A 16,842-nucleotide genomic window follows, 5' to 3' on the forward strand; every position below is an offset into this window, starting at 1 on the left:
GCCGGCGGTCGCGCCACGGCCCGGACCCAGCGCGGAAGCCGGCGCATGCGGCAGCGGCGGAGCCGGGGGCTGACTTTCGTGCGGTTGTGGGAGTCGCGTCGCGTACAGCTGGCGGAATGTGGTGGGCGGAAGTGGGTCGGTCGGGGTGACCGGAGGCGGGGGTTGGCCCGGCCTGGGATCGTCAGGCGGCCAGGGCCGGCTGCGGGGTGGGGGCCGCCCAGCGTTCGCGGGCGGCGGCGCGCACCCGGGAAGCTCGGTAGAGCCAGAGGGAATCGCGGCCGAAGGACCAGGTCAGGGTACCGAGGGCGACCACCAGGGCGGCCAGCGCGGCGTAGTGCGGGAGCAGGTTCGCGGTGACCAGGGCCAGGACGATGCCCTGCAGCGCGGCCACGACCTTGCGGGAGAAGCGGGGCGGCAGGGCGGCGTTGAGCCACGGGAGCGCCCATGAAGCGGCCACGAAGGCGTAGCGGTAGGCGCCCAGCGCTACCGTCCACCAGCCGAAGCGGTCGCCGGCGTAGACGCTCAGGACCAGGATCAGGAAGGCGTCGATCTCCATGTCGAAGCGGGCGCCCAGCGCGCTCGTGGTGCCGGTGCGGCGGGCCACCTGGCCGTCGACGCCGTCCAGGGCCAGCGCCACGCCGGCGATCGTGACCAGCGCCGGAATGCTGATCGGGTGCGAGAACGACGTCACCACCAGGGCCGTCACCCCGCCGACCAGGATCGCGCGGCTGAACGTGACCACGTTCGCGGCGCCCATCCGGGTGCGGCCGGCGCGGATCAGGCCCGCGGCCAGCAGCGTGCAGAGCACCAGGCCGTAGATGACGCCGGCCGCGAGACCGGCCGGGGTGAGACCGAGCGTCACGGCGAGGGCGGCCAGCAAGGCGAGCTGGGCGGCCAAGCCGGTCATCGGGCCCTTCGGGGGCGCCGACGGGGTCGCTGCGAGTGTCACCGTGCCTCCAGTGCAAGATCGGCTGCGTATGGTTGCCGCTGTCAGGGGTTAACACGACCAGCGGCGGCTTTCGGTTCACTGGGTTAGGAGACTGCCGATGTCGGGTGACGCACGGGCGTTCTGGCTCGCTGCCCCCGGACGGGGAGAGATCCGCACGTCACGGGTGCCGGCGCCGGCGCGGGACGAAGTTCTGGTCCGCACTCTGCACACCGGAGTGAGCCGCGGCACCGAGACGCTCGTCTTCGGCGGGCGGGTGCCGGAGAGCCAGTGGCCGGAGATGCGCGCCCCCTTCCAGGAGGGCGAATTCCCGGCCCCGGTGAAGTACGGCTACCTGAACGTCGGCGTGGTCGAACACGGCCCCTCCTCGCTCCTGGGTCAGACCGTATTCTCCCTATACCCACATCAGACCCGTTTTGTCGTTCCGGCGTCGGCGGTCACGGTCGTGCCGCCCGCGGTCCCGGCGCACCGGGCGGTGCTCGCCGGCACGATCGAGACCGCGGTCAATGCGCTCTGGGATGCGGCCCCGCTGATCGGCGACAAGATCGCGGTGGTCGGGGGCGGCATGGTCGGCTGTTCGGTCGCGGCCATCGCCGCGACGATCCCGGGTGTACGCGTCGAGCTCGTCGACGTGGATCCCTCGCGCGCCGCCATCGCCTCGGCCCTGGGCGCGTCCTTCGCGCATCCGTCCGACGCCCTCGGCGATTGCGACATCGTCATCCACGCCAGCGCGACGTCCGCCGGCCTGACCCGGTCGCTCGAGCTCCTCGCGCCCGAGGGCACCGTCGTCGAGCTCAGTTGGTACGGCGACAAGCAGGTCAGCGTGCCGCTCGGAGAGTTCTTCCACGCCCGCCGCCTGACGATTCGAAGCAGCCAGGTGGGGAACATCGTTCCCGGGCGGCGCCGCACCTACGCCGACCGGCTGGCTCTTTCGCTTTCGCTGCTCGAGAACCCCGCGTTCGAGACATTGATCACCGGACGATCGCCCTTCGATGATCTTCCGCAGGTGCTGCCGCGCCTTGCGGACGGTAGCCTTCCCGCCCTCTGCCACGTGATCGACTACCCCGAGGAGTAGCTCCCTTGTTCAGCGTCACCGTCCGCGACCACATCATGGTCGCCCACAGCTTCACCGGCGAGGTCTTCGGCCCGGCGCAGAAACTCCACGGCGCCACGTTCGTGGTCGACGCCACCTTCCGCCGCCCCGAGCTGGACGACGACAACATCGTGGTCGACATCGGCCTCGCGCTGGAGGAGCTGCGCGCCATCTGCGGCGGCCTGAGCTATCGCAACCTCGACGACGAGAGCGACTTCGCCGGCATCAACACGTCGACCGAGTTCCTCGCCAAGGTGATCGCCGACCGCCTCGCCGACAAGGTGGCGTCGGGCGGCCTCGGCGCGGGCGCGGCCGGGCTGACCGGCATCTCGGTGACCCTGCACGAGTCGCACGTGGCGTGGGCGAGCTACGAGCGAGCGCTGTGACGAAGCCGCTCTGGGCAGTGCTGCCGTCCGGCATCGACGACCCGGCAGCCCCCAGCGGCGGCAACCTGTACGACCGAAAAGTCCTAACCCTCCTGTCGGGCGCGCCGCCCCTTTCCGCCGATCTTGGAGAGTTCGCGTTCCCTGCGAACACGAACTCACCAAGATCGGCTGACGATGGCGGCGCACCCGCACCCGCGCCCACTCCCGCGCCCGCGCCCGCGCCCGCGCCCGCGCCCGATCTTGGAAAGTTCGCGCTCGCTGCGGACACCAACTCGCCAAGATCGGCTGAAGGTGGCGGCGGGCCCGCGCCCTCTCCCGATCTTGGAAACTTCGCGTTCCCTGCGGACACCAACTCGCCAAGATCGGCTGAAGGTGGCGGCGGGCCCGCGCCCTCCCCCGATCTTGGAAACTTCACGCTCGACGCGGACACCAACTCGCCAAGATCGGCTGAAGGTGGCGGCGGGCCCGCGCCCTTCCCCGATCTTGGAGACTTCACGCTCGACGCGGACACCAACTCGCCAAGATCGGGTAACGGTGGCGGCGCGGCCGGCAGCGGGATCGTTGGGCGCGATGTGCACGAGATTGCCGTCGCCGGGTCGTGGCCGACGCCGGCGGCGGTCGCTCGCGCCGCCCTGAGCAGCGCACTCGGCAACATTCCGGATAAGTCCGATGTGCTCATCGACGGGCTCGTGGCGTGCGGTGTTCCGGAGTTGCTCGAGCCGCACCGGGAGCGCTTGCGGCTGATCGTGCTGGTCCACCTGCCGCTCAGCGACGAGACCGGCCTGAGCGCGAGCGAGGCCGCCCGGCTGCGCGCCCAGGAGCGGGCGACGCTCCACCTGGCATCCGCCGTGATCGCCACGAGCGAGGCCGCCGCTCGCCGCATTTCGGAAATGCACGACTTGCCGCTCGTGGCGGACGGCAGCCTCGCCCTTCGCACCGCCTCGACGGCGCCGGCCAACGCCGGCCCACGCGTCGCGGTGCCCGGAGTTGACACCGGGCCTCGGGTCGCGGTTGCGGCGCCTGGCGTTGGCGCCGGGCCGCCGGTTGCGGCGCCTGGCGTTGGCACCGGGCCGCCGGTTGCGGCGCCTGGCGTTGGCACCGGGCCGCCGGTTGCGGCGCCTGGCGTTGGCACCGGGCCTCGGGTCGCGGTTGCGGTGCCTGGCGTTGGCGCCGGGCCGCCGGTTGCGGTTGCGGTGCCTGGCGTGGACGCTGCTCCCCTAGCTGTGCCGTCGGTGGGTGGGGGGCGGCTGCTCTGCGTGGCGGCGGTTACGCCGCGTAAGGGGCAGGATCTGCTGGTTGCGGCGTTGGAGCGGGACCTTGCCGACCTCGACTGGAGCTGCACGTTTGTCGGGGCAGTGAGGACGCCGGTTTCGCATGCCGGCGGGAACATTCGCTTCACCGGGCCGAAGGCGGGGGCGGAGCTGGATGCTGCCTACGCCGACGCGGATCTTTTCGTGCTTCCGTCGCGCGCCGAGACGTACGGCATGGTGGTGACCGAAGCCCTGGCCCGCGGCCTGCCGGTGCTCGCCACCGACGTCGGCGGCGTCTCCGAGGCCCTCGGCCTCGCCCCCGACGGCACCCGCCCCGGCCTGCTGATCCCCCCGGACGATCCGGCGGCGCTGGCCGCCGCGCTGCGCCGCTGGCTCACGGACCCCCCACTGCGCGAACGATGGCGTGCTTCCGCCGAGGGCCGCCGTGGAGGCCTTCCCACCTGGACCGAAACGGCGCGCCGGATAGCCGCCGTGCTCGACGCGTGACACGCCGCGCCGTGGGCACAGTCAAACATGTATCGCCGATCCGAGAAGGGCATCGCATGACCGGAGAGTTCAGTGAGACCTGGCTGGGGCTTCGTGAGCCGGCCGATGCGGCCGCCCGCGCCGCCGATCTCGTCGGGCTGCTGCCGGGGCCGGTGCGGACCATCCGGGACCTCGGGTGCGGGACCGGGTCGCTCGGCCGGTGGCTCGCGCCGCAACTGCCGGCGCCGCAGCACTGGGTGATGGCCGACCGGGACCCGGCGCTGCTGACCTACGCCGCGGCCAACATGCCGTTCGACGACGTGACTGTGGAGGTGGCGCTCGGCGACGTCACCGATCTGACCGCCGACGATCTCGCCGAGGCCGACCTGGTCACCTGCTCGGCGCTGCTCGACCTGCTCACCGAGGTGGAGGTCGGGAGTCTGGCCGCGGCCTGCGCGGCCTCGAAGACGCCGGCGCTGTTCACGCTGTCGGTCGCGGGCGAGGTCACCCTCGAACCGGCGCAGCCGGCGGACAAATCCGTCGAAGCTGCCTTCAATGCGCATCAGCGCCGGGTCGAGGGCGGCCGCCGGCTGCTGGGGCCGGACGCCCCGGAGGCGGCGAAGGTGGCGTTCGAGAAAGCCGGCGCGACCGTCTTCACCCGGCCGAGCGCTTGGCGCCTTGGACCGGATATGCCGGAACTCACTGCCGAGTGGTTGCGCGGATGGGTGGCCGCGGCCCGGGAACAGAGCCCTGACCTGCAGCTCGATGATTATTTGCGGGGGCGGCTGGCCGATCTGCCGCGCGCCACGGTCGGACATGTGGATCTTTTAGCGATCTTCGACTGAACCCTTTCGGCCCGTCCCGGCGTACTAGGGGAAAGACGGGCAAACGAAGGGGACTGGGACGTGACGCGTTCGATCTGGCCATGGTTGCGCCTGCTCGGCGGTGCGGCGATCCTCGCGGTGCTGTTGTGGCGGCTCGGGACCGGCGCGTTCCTCGACGGGCTGCGGGTCATCGACGCGCCCGCTCTGGTGGCCGCGTTCCTGATCGGGGTCACCACCACGGTGTTCAGCGCCTGGCGCTGGTGCCTGGTCGCCCGCGGGCTCGGCCTCACGCTGTCGATCCGCACCGCGATCGCCGATTACTACAAGGCGCTGTTCCTCAACGCGGCTCTGCCGGGCGGAGTGATCGGCGACGTCGACCGGGCGGTCAAGCACGGCCGCGACGAGGGTGACGTCGCCCGCAGTGTCCGGGCCGTGGTCCTGGAGCGGACGGCGGGCCAGATCGTCCTCATCGGTGTCGGCGTGACGGTGCTGGTCACCGTACCCTCGCCGGTCTTGACCGCTCTTGATGCGCATGGCGCGGTGGCCGCGACGGTCGCCGCCGCCGTCGCCCTGGCCGTCGTTCTCGTGCTGGTCGCCTGCCGCCGGTTGCGGCAGGGCGGATCGCGGGTGGCGAGCGCCGTCCGCACCACGCTCGGCGAGATCCGCACCGGCCTGTTCTCCCGGCGTAACTGGCCGGGCATCACGCTCGCCTCGACGGTGGTGCTCGGCGGTCACCTGGCGACGTTCGTGGTGGCGGCCCGTTCGGCCGGCTCGCAGGCGACGATCGGAAAACTTATCCCGCTGATGCTGCTCGCGCTGCTGGCGATGTCGCTGCCGCTGAACGTCGGCGGCTGGGGCCCGCGTGAGGCGGTTACCGCCTGGGCGTTCGGCGCGGCCGGCCTCAGCGCCTCGCAGGGCCTGACCATCGCCGTCGTCTACGGTGTCTTCGCCTTCGTCGCGGCCCTGCCGGGCGTGGTCGTCGTGCTGGTCCGGGCGGTCACCCGGGTCAAGGTCGTGGCGACCGCCCAGGCTGTCCGGGCGGTGGCGCCGGTCTCGCCCGCCGTCGGTTACGCGCCACCGCGTGAGCTCGCCCGCACCGGCGCGTGATCGCTGGTGTCGTTACACATCACCGAACCGGTCCGAGAGCGCGTAACGCAGGAGCACCACGTCGCCGATCTGCCGCACCTCGGCCAGGGTCGCGCGGTGGGCGGGGCCCCACGGGAAGTCGCCGTCGCTGACGAACCGTGGCGCCCGCGAGTCGCCGACGAAGAACGGGGCCACGACCAGCTGCAACTCGTCGGCAAGCCCGGCCGTGAGGAACTGGGTGTGCATCGAGCCGCCGCCCTCGACCATCAGCCGGCGCACGCCGCGGGCGGCCAGGTCGGCGACGACGAAGGACAGGTCGACCGGGTCGCCGCCGTCGACGATGGTGGCGACCTTGCCGAGCCGCTCGCCGGCCGCGGGGACGGCGCCGGAGGCGCAGTAGACGAGCTTCTCCACGTCACCGAGGCTGAAGAACTTGGCGGCCGGGTCGATGCCGCAGCTGCCGGTCACGGTCACTTTCAGTGGGTGTGGCGGCTCGCCACGCGCCACTCGCGCCTGCTGCCGCGCCGCGGAGCGGACCATCAGCCGCGGATCGTCCTGTCGGATCGTGTTCGATCCGACCAGGATTGCGTCGCAACCGGCCCGCTCCTGGTCAACTCGGTCGAAATCGGCCTCGTTGGACAGCAGCAGGCGCTCCTGCTCGGCGTCGTCGAGGTAGCCGTCGATCGACATTCCGCAGCTCAGAAGCGTATAAGGACGCTCAACCATTGATGACGCCTCCAGTCGAGCGACGATCGTCACCCTGGTCGAACAGTTGCGTCCAAGATAATCCGGGCGACGATTACAGGCACATTCGCGTTCTGTTGCGTTGTGGTCACCTCGACCGGGGGCATAGCGAATCAGCGGGGATTCAACGAGGAGGACCGATACCGATGATGAAGGCAACGGTGCGCCAACAGGTCACTGTTCCGCTGCGTTTTACCGATGGTTACACCACGCCGGCGCGGGTGATGACCTTCGACGGGCTCATCGACGGCAAGGAGCACATCGCTCTCGGCCTGGGTGACTGGCAGCGCGCCCTTACGAAGTCGGCAGCCGGAGGCCGGGCGCCGCTGGTGCGACCGCACAGCGAATGCCTGACCGGGGATGTGTTCGGGTCGCTGCGCTGCGACTGCGGGCCTCAGCTGCGCGAGGCGGTGGAGCGGATCGCCGAGCAGGGCGGCTTCCTGCTCTACCTGCGGCAGGAGGGCCGCGGCATCGGGCTCTACGCGAAGCTGGACGCCTATGCGCTGCAGGACTCGGGCCTGGACACCTACGAGGCGAACGTGGCGCTCGGGCACGGCGAGGACGAGCGGGACTACTCGGCGGCGGCGCAGATGCTGTTCGCCCTGGGTGCCGACCGCCTGCGCCTGCTGTCCAACAACCCGGACAAGGCCAAGCAGCTCGAGGCGTGCGGGATCGACGTGACCCAGCGGATCCCGACCGGCGTGCACATGTCGCCGGCGAACGTGCGTTACCTCGCGACCAAGGCGACGCACACGTCTCACACCATCGAGCTACCCCTCGCCGAGTAGGAGAGTCCGGGTGCCGTCCGGCAACATGTGCTGATGAGCGACGATTCGCGCCGGTTGCTGGCGGCACTCGACCAGGTGCCGTTCATCCTCGTCGTGTGCGAGGGGCCGGAGCTGCTGGTTCGCTGGCTGAGCGGGCCGACGCGGGCCGTCCTGCCCGGGCGGCCGACCGTCGGCGTGCCGATCCGCGACATGATCAGCGATCTGATCGGGCAGCAGTTCGTGGACGCGTACTACGAGGTGTACCGGACCGGGGTGCCGGTGACCGGGCAGGAGTGGCGCGCGCACCTGGACATGCCGGACGGCTCGGTGCACGAGATGTACGCCAATTTCACGATTTCACCATGGTTTTCTGCCATGAACGACACGACGGATAAACCGGATGGCGTCATCGGGGTCGGCTTCGACGTCACCGAGATGGTCCGCCGGCGGCAGGCCGCGGAGCTGCTCGAACAGCGGTACCAGGAGACCCGGCAGGTCATCACCGCCCTCCAGCGGGAGCTGCTGCCGGCCGGGCTCCCGGTTCTGCCGGGGCTGCAGGTGGCGGCCAGCTACCTGCTCGCCGACGCGGACACCGCGGCCGGCGGCGACTGGTTCGACGTGGTTCCGCAGCGCGACGGGCGGGTCGCGCTGATCGCCGGCGACGTGGTCGGCCACGGCGTTGCCGCGTCCGGCGTGATGGGGCAGCTGCGCGCGGTGCTGCGCGACCGGCTCGACGACGGCGCCGGGATCATCGAGGCGCTCAGCGCCGCGGACCGCTTCGCGAGCCGGTCGCTGGGCGCGCACGCGACGACGATCTGCATGGCGGTGCTCGATCCGGTCACCGGGGAGCTGGCCTACTGCACGGCCGGCCATCCGGCCCCGCTGCTGGTCACCCCGGGCGGTCCGACCCGATATTTGCGGAGTACGGGTGGGAAGCCGCTGGCCACCGGCGGGTCGTTCCCGATCGGCACGGACCGGGTGCGGCCCGGGGAGCTGCTGCTGCTCTACACCGACGGCATCCTCGAGCGGCCCGGGCGCGACCACGTCTCCGGGGCCGCCGAGCTGGCCCAGGTCGCGGCGGACAGCGCGGCCGGCCGGGCGCTGCGGGATCCGGCAGCGACCCCGGCCGAGCGGGTCTGCAGCCACACCGTCGAGCTGCTCGTGCGGGCGACCGGGCACAGCGACGACATCACGCTGCTCGCCGCGCAACGGGTGCCGCTGCCGCCGGCTCTCACCCTGGATCTGCCGGCCGACCCCACCGTGCTGCAGGAAACCAGAGCGAAGATCCAGGCTTGGTTGTACGCGGTGGGCGCGACCGCCACCGACACGTTCGCCGTCCAGCACGCACTGGGCGAGTTCCTGGCGAATGCCATGGAGCACGCTTCCACGCCGTACGCCATCGAGGTCCGTGGGGTTCTCGGCGCAGCCGGGCAGGTGGAGATCTCGGTGCGTGACCGGGGCGCCTGGCGTGAGCCGACGCCCCAGCCGAACCGGGGTCGTGGTCTGGCGCTCGCCGCCCAGCTGGTGGAGACGGTGCAGGTGGAGCCGTCGGCGAAGGGCACGATCGCCCGGCTGCGGCACACCCTGGTGCGGCCGGCCCGGCTGCTGTCGGAACGCGGGCCGTCGAGTGAGATGTCGCACTTGTTCACGATCGTGGAGGAGCCCGGCGGGGACGAGACGCGGGTGCGGATCGAGGGCGACATCGACGCGGTGACCGCCGAACGAGTGCGCACCGAGCTGTTGCGGCGCAGCCGGGGCGGGACCGTGCCGCTGCATGTCGATCTCTCCGCGGTCACCCATCTGGCCAGCGCCGGGGTGTCGGCGCTGCATCACGTGGCCGCGCAGCACGCCGAGCAGAAGGCCGCGCTCGAGCTGCACGCGGCGGACGGCACACCCGTGCGGGTGATACTCGACCTGGTCGGCCTGCCGGGGTTATCCACAGGCCGCGACAGAATGTCGGCCGGTCCCTCTACCATCGCGGGGTGACTTCGGCCCTCTCCCCCGCCATGGACGTCCTCAACCGCGTGTTCGGCTACCCGGATTTCCGCGGCAGCCAGCGCGACATCATCGAGCACGTGATCGGCGGCGGCGACGCCCTGGTGCTGATGCCCACCGGCGGCGGCAAGTCGCTGTGTTACCAGATCCCCGCCCTGGTCCGCCCGGGCACCGGCGTGGTGGTCTCCCCGCTGATCGCCCTGATGCAGGACCAGGTCGACGCGTTGCGCACGGCCGGGGTGCGGGCCAACTTCCTCAACTCCACCCAGGATTTCGAGGAGCGCCGCATAGTCGAGGCCGAGTTCGTCAACGGCGATCTCGACCTGCTCTACGTCGCGCCCGAGGGCCTCGGTGTGCCGAGCACGCAGCGGCTGCTGGAGCGGGGCAAGATCTCGCTGTTCGCGATCGACGAGGCGCACTGCGTGTCGCAGTGGGGCCACGACTTCCGCCCCGATTACCTCAACCTGTCGATGCTGCACGAGCGCTGGCCCGACGTTCCGCGCATCGCCCTGACCGCCACCGCCACCAGCGCCACCCGGGAAGAGATCGCGACACGGCTGCAGCTGACCGGCGCGCGCCACTTCACGCAGAGCTTCGACCGGCCCAACATCCAATACCGCATCGCCCCGAAGAACGAGCCGCGCCGGCAACTGCTCTCCCTGCTGCGCAGCGAGCACACCGGCGACTCCGGCATCGTCTACTGCCTGTCCCGGGCCTCGGTGGAGAAGACCGCCGAGTTCCTGTCCGAAAACGGGGTGCCCGCGTTGCCTTATCACGCCGGCCTCGACTCCCGGGTGCGCGCCGCCAACCAGTCCCGCTTCCTGCGCGAGGACGGCCTGGTCATGGTGGCCACGATCGCCTTCGGCATGGGCATCGACAAGCCCGACGTCCGGTTCGTCGCCCACCTCGACCTGCCCAAGTCGGTGGAGGGCTATTACCAGGAGACCGGCCGGGCGGGCCGCGACGGCCAGCCGTCCACCGCCTGGCTGGCGTACGGATTGCAGGACGTCGTGCAGCAACGCAAGATGATCGAAGGCTCGGACGGCGACGCCGCGCACCGCCGCAACGCCTCCCAGCACCTCGACGCGATGCTCGCCCTCTGCGAGACGGTGTCGTGCCGGCGCGCTCAGCTGCTCGCCTATTTCGGCCAGCGCAGCGACGTCGCCTGCGGCAACTGCGACACGTGCCTGGCCCCGCCGGAGTCCTGGGACGGCACGGTGCCGGCCCAGAAACTGCTGTCCACGGTGCTGCGGCTGCAGCGCGAGCGCGGCCAGAAGTTCGGCGCCGGCCAGTCCATCGACATCCTGCTCGGCAAGCAGACCGACAAGGTGCAGCAGTTCCGCCACCACGAGCTGAAGGTCTTCGGCATCGGCGCCGACCTGCGCGACCAGGAGTGGCGCGGGGTCGTGCGGCAACTCCTGGCGGCGGGTTACCTGGCGGTCGAGGGCGAATACGGCACGCTCGTGCTCACCGAGACCAGCACCGAGGTCCTGCGCGGCGGCGTCCAGGTGATGATGCGGCGCGAGGCCCCGCAGCAGAAGCTCAAGGCGCCGCGCACCCGGTCGGCCGCCGCGCCCGCTCCTGACCTGCCGGCTTCGGCGGCGCCCGACTTCGAGCGGCTGCGGGCCTGGCGGGCGGCGACGGCCAAGGAGCAGGGCGTCCCGGCCTACGTCATCTTCCACGACGCCACGCTCAAGGCGATCGCGACGCTGCGCCCGGCGACGCTGGCCCAGCTCGGGCAGGTCAGCGGTGTCGGGCAGAGCAAGCTGACGAAGTTCGGACAGCAGGTCCTCGACCTCTTCGAGGGCGCCGACCCGGCTGCTCTCGCCGCCGCCACGCCCGCCGCCACGCCGCCCGCTGCCGCCCCACCGCCGGCCGCCGCCCCGCCGGCTCGGAGGCCTGCGGCCGCGTCTCGGACCGCCGCGCCCGCCAGGGCCGCCGCCGCGACCGCCGCGCCGGCGAGGCCCGCTCCTGCGCAGCGTCCCGCGGACGAGCCGCTTTTCTTCGGTGACGAGGAACCGCCGGAGGAGGAACCGGCGTATGACCCCTACTACGACGAATAGGCCTTAACCTGGCCACATGCCTGGCAAGATCGGCTCCTCGCTGTCCGAGTTGTACCTCGTGCGGCTCGTGCTGCCGACCGTGTCGGGCTACGCGCTGTGGGGCGGCAACATCGACGGCGAGTTCGACATCTTCCTGGCCGAGGGCGGGCGCATCCTGCTCTACGGCGACGGAGCCACGATCGACCACGGCGAGAGCGACGTGATCGACTTCCGGGCCGCCGCGCAACTGCTCGAGGAGGGTCACGAGCAGTCGAGCGAGGACGGCGGCACGATCCTCGACTGCCTCAACGCCTCCACCGACCTGGCGAAACAGCTCGGCGACGACCGCATGCGCGACCGGCTCACCGGCACGGACGCTCCGCTGAGCATCCTCTACCAGTTCCTCTGGGAAGAGGCGGACGTGCCGCCGTGGCAGGCCGTGAAGGACGAGTTCCGTGTCCTGGGCCGGTGGTTCCAGGAGCGGGTGCGGGTCTGAGCGGCCGCGCTCAGATGAGGGTGGCCGGCTGACAGAGCAGCTCGCCGCTCTCGCGGTCGCGGCACAGGTATTCACCGTTGTCGTGCACCCAGCCCCACAGATCGTCCAGCACCAACTGCTCGGCGCAATGCAGGCAGCGCGGCGTCGCGCGCTCCGCGTGGTCGCCCGCCGCCACCACGCCGGAAGCCGCCGCGTCGCTTGATTTGTCTGCCAGCTCCTGCATTCTGAGCGCCCCCTTGTCCCCGCGTCGAAACCGTCCCTGGCCTCGCACGCTACGTCAGGCGCTAACAAGTACCGGGGTGGTCAACAACCCGCCAACCCCTGAAAGAACATTTCTTTCCGTCCACCGTGGTCCACATTCCCCCGGTCGGGTGTCGTCTCGACGGACAGGCGAGGTGTGCGGAAAGGACGATCGCGAGCGTGACACCACCTCGGCCGACCTCCCTGGACAGCCCCGCTAGGCGGTTCCGCTCACCGTGCGGACGATCAGGCCGGCGCCGAGCAGCACGACTACGACCGCGCTGATCAGGGGCAGCAGGCGGGCCCAGCGGGCTGGGGCGCCGGTCTGGAAACGGCCGGCCAGGAGCGTGCGGGCTCGGACGAGCAGGATGCCGATGCCGATCAGGACGGCGGCCAGGCCGACGCTGAACGAGACGATCAGGAGCATGCCGACCGCGATGTGGCCGAGGCCGACGGCCAGGATCATCACGCCGAGGGCCTCGGGGCACGGCACCAGTCCGCCGGAGATGCCGAGCGCCACCACCGAGCCGAGCCCCACCCGCCGGCCGGCCGGGCCGTGGTCGTGGTCGTGCGGGTGGTCGTGGTCATGGCTGTGGTCGTGGTCGTGGTCGTGGTCGTGGTCGTGGTCGTGAGGGTGGTGGGTGGCGAACCATGGGAGGGCGGTGCGGCGCTGCCACAGCAGGCGCAGGCCCAGGCCGAGGACCAGCAGCCCGGAGATCAGCTCCAGGGCCGGGACCAGCAGGTCCGGTACGGCGAAGTGGCTCGCCAGCAACGCGACCGCCCCGATCGCCAGCACCGACGACGTGTGCGTCACCGTCACCGAGGCGCCCAGGGCGAGGGCGTCGCGGACGCGGCCGCCGCTGCCGACCAGGTAGGCCGCCATCATCGTCTTGCCGTGGCCGGGGGTCAGGGCGTGGAAGGCGCCGAGCACCATCGCCAGCCCGAGTGCGACCACGGTCAGCCAGACCGAGCGGTTCGGGTCCTGCAGCATGGCGAGCAGGCGCTCGATGCCGCCGCCGGACGACGGCTCGGCCGATGCCGCCGGCGCGGTGTCGCCGTGGACGGTGAACACCGCCGCGACCTGCCGCTGCTCGTCGTCGTGCTGCTGGGAGGCGACCGTGATGGTGGACTTCTTCGGGGTCAGCACGACCACCTCGTACACCGGTTTCGCCGGGGTGAAGTCGTTGCGGTAGAACACGTTGTGGTCGCCGGCCGACGGCGCGAGCGGGGCGGTGGCGGTGACGTGCAGAACGCCGTACCCGGCCTGGGTCTGTGGGAAGGTCGGCAGTTCCACACCGCTCAGGGTGAGCGGCATCGGGGTTTCGTCGATCCGCAGGGTCAGCTTCGCGAGCAGCCTCGACGCGTAGGAGCTGCCCTCGGCCGCGCTGAACGCCTGGTCGTGGTCGGTGTCGAGGGCGGCGATGAAGTCGGGCGCGACCAGCACGCCGGCGGCGAGATCGACCTCGACCGTGACCGCGCCTTCGGAGACCGTCACGTAGGTGGTCTGGCGGGAGATGTCCAGCGGGTGCGCCCAGGCGGCGCTCGCCGGCAGCAGGATGAGGGCCATTGCCACGAAGGGCGCCAGGAGCAGGACTGGCGCCCTCCGCGAACGGCCCGAGGCCGTCGTCATCATCCGGTGATCGCTGCCCCGTAGTCGTTCTGCGGGTCGCGGTAGATGCCGTGGATGTGGTTCGCGGCGGTGCCGCCCATCGCCTGCGGCGAGTACTCGATGATCACCCGCGGGCCGGTGAGCCGGAAGTACGCGTTACCGGCGTTCGTGGTCGGCCCGTACCAGGCGAAATAGGTCTGGTCCAGGGTGGACGAGATCTCCGCCAGCCGGGTGGCCGCGTCCTCGGCGTTGACCAGGTTGCCGTACAGGCTGATCAGGTTGAGCAGTTGGGTCTTCTGCGCGGCGGTGAGCGCCGAGCCGGCAATGCCCTGGTAGGACGGCGCCCGGCTGTCCTGACCGGGTCCGTAGAGCAGGTCGATGTAGCTGCTGCCCAGCACCGCCTTGGTCTTCTGCGCCGCGGTGAACGAGCTGAGCAGGGTGTACGCCGCGGTCCAGATGTCGCCGAGCGGCTTCACCGTGCTGGTGCCGCTGGTGTAGCTGGCCGGCTGCGCGCCGATGAAGCTCGGGTAGAGGGCGACCTCGGTGCCCTTGATCGTGGCGTTGACGGTGACGTGGTGGCCGCCCCACTGCCACTGCCAGGGGGTGGTCTCGGACGGGGTGCCGATCAGGGCGATCCAGTAGTACTGCTGGCCGTACTGCAGTCCCCCGCCGCCGGCCAGTTTGTCGTCGGCGGCCCACTCCTGACGGACCCGGGTGTAGCCCGCCGGGCTGAGGGTGACCTGCATGACCGCCAGCCAGGCGTTCTGCTGGGCCGTGGTCAGGTTGCCCCACATCAGGCCGGACCGGGTGTAGAGGCCCTGGGGCAGGTTGGACCACTTCTTCTTCTGGGTGGTGTTGGTCCAGGCGAACTGCACGGACGTCTTCTGGGCGGCGGTGAGCGTGGCGAGGAAGGCGTTCGTGGCGGCGACGATCGCCGGGGTGGTGTCGGCGACCGCCGCCACCGGGGCGGCCCCGGGGGTCGAGCTGGCGGCGAACGCGCTGGTAGTGGCCCCGCCGGCCACCAGCGCGAGGGCCACGCCGGTGGCGACGAGAGTGGATCTCGTTCTCACGTGGGCAGACCTTTCCTGTCGGACATTCATGGAAGTGAATGCGTTTGACAATAGGCGACGAGACCCGAGAACCTGCCATAGCAGGATGTACATATTTTCTGCGCGCCCGGAGCGCTGACCTGCTGTTTTACCGGAACATTCACCAACGGAAAACCATTCTTTCGTACGCCGTGAATTGCGCCCGAAAGGCTCTCGATAATTGCCGTTCACCCATTCACGCCCCGGGCGTGACCTGCGCACACGCTGCTGTGGGCGACAAGATTGTCAATAATCTCGGCGTCAATTTTGGGGCAGCGGTAAACGGCGCAGAAGAAGCAACGCGGCGAGCGCTGAGACGCCCTCGCCGACGGCCAGGCCGACCCAGATGCCGGTGACGCCGGCCCGACTGAACGCCAGCACGAGCGGCGCCTTGATCAGCAGCAGCGTGCCGGCGGAGATCAAGTAGGACGGAGCGGCCCGCCCGACCGACTGGAAGTAGGCGGAGACGAGCGGCGCCACCCCCGCCACCGCGACCCCGGCGGCGATGATGCGCAGGGCGTGCACGGCGGCCGGCCCGACCACCGCGTCGTCGGTGAACACCGCGACGAGCGGCCCGGCGAGCAGGACGAGGGCGAGCGCGGCGAGAGTGCCGTACCCGATGGTGGCCCGCAGCCCGAGCACCCGCACCCGGCGCACCCGGCCGGTGAGGCCGCGCCCGGCGTTGAAGCCGGCGATCGGTTGCAACCCCTGGCTGATGCCGAGTTGCGGCATGGCCACGAAGGTCCGCAGGCGCGAGCAGACGGCGTAGGCGGCGAGCGTGGCGGCGCCGGCCAGGAGATTATTGACGAGTACGGCGAGCAGAGTCGCCCCGAAGCCGGCCAGGAACGAGGGCGCGCCGACGGCCAGCAGGGCTCGCAGGGTCGGGCCGTGCGGGCGCAGGTCGGCGGCATCAATCCGGTAGGGCCGCGGTCGCGACCTCGGGCGTGACCCGAAGAAGAACCAGAGGCTCATGGCCGCGGAGACGGACTGCCCGCCGACCGTGCCGAGCGCCGCCCCGCGCACGCCGAGATCGAGCCCGAAGATCAGCAGCGGGTCGAGGACGATCTGCACCAGGATCGCGACGACCCAGATCAAGGTGGCGTAGCGCATGCTGCCCTCGGCCCGCACCAGGCTGGAGAAACCGGTGCCGACCAGCGCGCCGGCCAGCAGCACGACCAGGTAGGCCCGGGTGTCGCCGCGGGTGGCCGGATCGGCGCCGAGCACGGTGAGCAGCGGCTCCAGGCCGAGCAGCCCGGCGACGGTGATCACGGCGGCGGTCAGCCAGAACAGGCTGAACGCGTTGCCGGCCGCGCGGGCGGCCCCGGCCGGGTCACCCGCGCCGAGCCGCCGGGACACCAGCGATGCCCCGCCCGCGCCCACGGTGGTGGCCACCGCACCGACCACGAGCAGGACCGGCGCCGCCAGATTGACCGCTGCCATCGCACCGGGCCCGACGCCACGGGCGACGAACCAGGCGTTGGTGAGCGCATAGATGCCGTAGACCCCGACCGACAGCGTGGTCTGCGTGCAGTTGTGCCACAGCAACCGCCCGACCGGCCGGGTGCCGAGTGCCTCGGCGCCGCTCATGACCCTCCACGACTTCCACGACTTCCACGTGGGAGCGCTCTCAGTGGGCCGTAACTGTAGCGAGCCGCGCGTAGACGTCGAGCAGCGCCGGATCGTCGGCCGTGTCGCGGGCCATCGATCTTCCGACACGCGACTCGGCCGGGCGCGTGAACGACGTGATCGACGCCCGCGCGCCGGGATCCGGCCGCCAGATCGGGTCCACC

General features: G+C 71.1%; 16 protein-coding genes and 1 pseudogene. 10 read left to right on the plus strand and 7 right to left on the minus strand.

Annotated elements, in window-relative coordinates; all coding sequences use genetic code 11:
• Positions 1-181 precede the first annotated feature (181 nt).
• Positions 182-949, minus strand: a complete 768-nt coding sequence (locus AB0E90_RS05410; protein ID WP_360399623.1) for a CDP-alcohol phosphatidyltransferase family protein — start codon at positions 947-949, stop codon at positions 182-184.
• 97 nt (positions 950-1,046) lie between these two features.
• Here AB0E90_RS05410 and AB0E90_RS05415 point away from each other — a divergent pair, with 97 nt between their 5' ends.
• The 6 genes and pseudogenes from AB0E90_RS05415 to AB0E90_RS05440 all read left to right on the plus strand — a co-directional run bounded on the left by AB0E90_RS05415 (position 1,047) and on the right by AB0E90_RS05440 (position 6,092).
• The gene (locus AB0E90_RS05415; protein ID WP_360399626.1) at positions 1,047-2,021 is read left to right on the plus strand and encodes a zinc-binding alcohol dehydrogenase; all 975 of its coding nucleotides are present in this window, start codon (positions 1,047-1,049) and stop codon (positions 2,019-2,021) included.
• A 5-nt stretch (positions 2,022-2,026) separates the two neighbouring features.
• The gene (locus AB0E90_RS05420; protein WP_360399629.1) at positions 2,027-2,425 is read left to right on the plus strand and encodes a 6-carboxytetrahydropterin synthase; all 399 of its coding nucleotides are present in this window, start codon (positions 2,027-2,029) and stop codon (positions 2,423-2,425) included.
• Positions 2,422-2,529: pseudogene (locus tag AB0E90_RS05425) on the plus strand (glycosyltransferase family 1 protein); the annotation flags it as partial. The gene AB0E90_RS05420 and the pseudogene AB0E90_RS05425, both read left to right, overlap by 4 nt.
• A 786-nt stretch (positions 2,530-3,315) precedes the next feature.
• The gene (locus tag AB0E90_RS05430) at positions 3,316-4,182 is read left to right on the plus strand and encodes a glycosyltransferase (protein WP_360401305.1); all 867 of its coding nucleotides are present in this window, start codon (positions 3,316-3,318) and stop codon (positions 4,180-4,182) included.
• 56 nt (positions 4,183-4,238) lie between these two features.
• Positions 4,239-5,006 (plus strand): class I SAM-dependent methyltransferase, encoded by a 768-nt coding sequence (locus tag AB0E90_RS05435; protein WP_360399632.1) that lies wholly within the window; start codon positions 4,239-4,241, stop codon positions 5,004-5,006.
• Positions 5,007-5,066: 60 nt separating this feature from the next.
• A complete protein-coding gene (locus tag AB0E90_RS05440; RefSeq protein WP_360399635.1) occupies positions 5,067-6,092 on the plus strand; it encodes a lysylphosphatidylglycerol synthase transmembrane domain-containing protein in 1,026 nt (341 codons plus the stop codon).
• Between the two features lie 12 nt (positions 6,093-6,104).
• Here the strand turns inward: AB0E90_RS05440 and AB0E90_RS05445 are convergent, their stop codons facing one another.
• Positions 6,105-6,797, minus strand: a complete 693-nt coding sequence (locus tag AB0E90_RS05445) for a dihydrofolate reductase family protein (protein ID WP_360399638.1) — start codon at positions 6,795-6,797, stop codon at positions 6,105-6,107.
• Positions 6,798-6,961: 164 nt separating this feature from the next.
• Between AB0E90_RS05445 and ribA the strand changes: the two genes are divergently transcribed.
• From ribA to AB0E90_RS05465, 4 genes are read left to right on the plus strand one after another with little or no spacing between them, the layout of a single operon-like run.
• The gene (gene ribA / locus AB0E90_RS05450; RefSeq protein WP_360399641.1) at positions 6,962-7,603 is read left to right on the plus strand and encodes a GTP cyclohydrolase II; all 642 of its coding nucleotides are present in this window, start codon (positions 6,962-6,964) and stop codon (positions 7,601-7,603) included.
• A 33-nt stretch (positions 7,604-7,636) separates the two neighbouring features.
• Complete coding sequence (locus AB0E90_RS05455) at positions 7,637-9,568, plus strand: SpoIIE family protein phosphatase (RefSeq protein ID WP_360399644.1); 1,932 nt, start codon at positions 7,637-7,639, stop codon at positions 9,566-9,568.
• A 20-nt stretch (positions 9,569-9,588) separates the two neighbouring features.
• On the plus strand, positions 9,589-11,640 hold the full coding sequence (recQ, locus tag AB0E90_RS05460) for a DNA helicase RecQ (RefSeq protein WP_360401308.1): 2,052 nt from the start codon (positions 9,589-9,591) through the stop codon (positions 11,638-11,640).
• Between the two features lie 16 nt (positions 11,641-11,656).
• Entirely contained in the window at positions 11,657-12,115 is a 459-nt protein-coding gene (locus AB0E90_RS05465) for a hypothetical protein (protein WP_360399647.1), read from the plus strand.
• Positions 12,116-12,125: 10 nt separating this feature from the next.
• Here the strand turns inward: AB0E90_RS05465 and AB0E90_RS05470 are convergent, their stop codons facing one another.
• The 5 genes from AB0E90_RS05470 to AB0E90_RS05490 form a co-directional block, all read right to left on the minus strand.
• Positions 12,126-12,338, minus strand: a complete 213-nt coding sequence (locus tag AB0E90_RS05470) for a hypothetical protein (protein ID WP_360399650.1) — start codon at positions 12,336-12,338, stop codon at positions 12,126-12,128.
• 234 nt (positions 12,339-12,572) lie between these two features.
• Positions 12,573-13,922, minus strand: a complete 1,350-nt coding sequence (locus AB0E90_RS05475; RefSeq protein WP_360401311.1) for a hypothetical protein — start codon at positions 13,920-13,922, stop codon at positions 12,573-12,575.
• A 62-nt stretch (positions 13,923-13,984) separates the two neighbouring features.
• Complete coding sequence (locus tag AB0E90_RS05480) at positions 13,985-15,034, minus strand: DUF3500 domain-containing protein (protein ID WP_360399653.1); 1,050 nt, start codon at positions 15,032-15,034, stop codon at positions 13,985-13,987.
• A 279-nt stretch (positions 15,035-15,313) separates the two neighbouring features.
• The gene (locus tag AB0E90_RS05485) at positions 15,314-16,639 is read right to left on the minus strand and encodes an MATE family efflux transporter (RefSeq protein ID WP_360399656.1); all 1,326 of its coding nucleotides are present in this window, start codon (positions 16,637-16,639) and stop codon (positions 15,314-15,316) included.
• A 40-nt stretch (positions 16,640-16,679) separates the two neighbouring features.
• A complete protein-coding gene (locus AB0E90_RS05490; protein ID WP_360399659.1) occupies positions 16,680-16,841 on the minus strand; it encodes a hypothetical protein in 162 nt (53 codons plus the stop codon).
• Position 16,842: the final 1 nt, after the last annotated feature.

Source organism: Actinoplanes sp. NPDC026619 (genome assembly GCF_040638295.1).
Classification (GTDB): domain Bacteria; phylum Actinomycetota; class Actinomycetes; order Mycobacteriales; family Micromonosporaceae; genus Actinoplanes.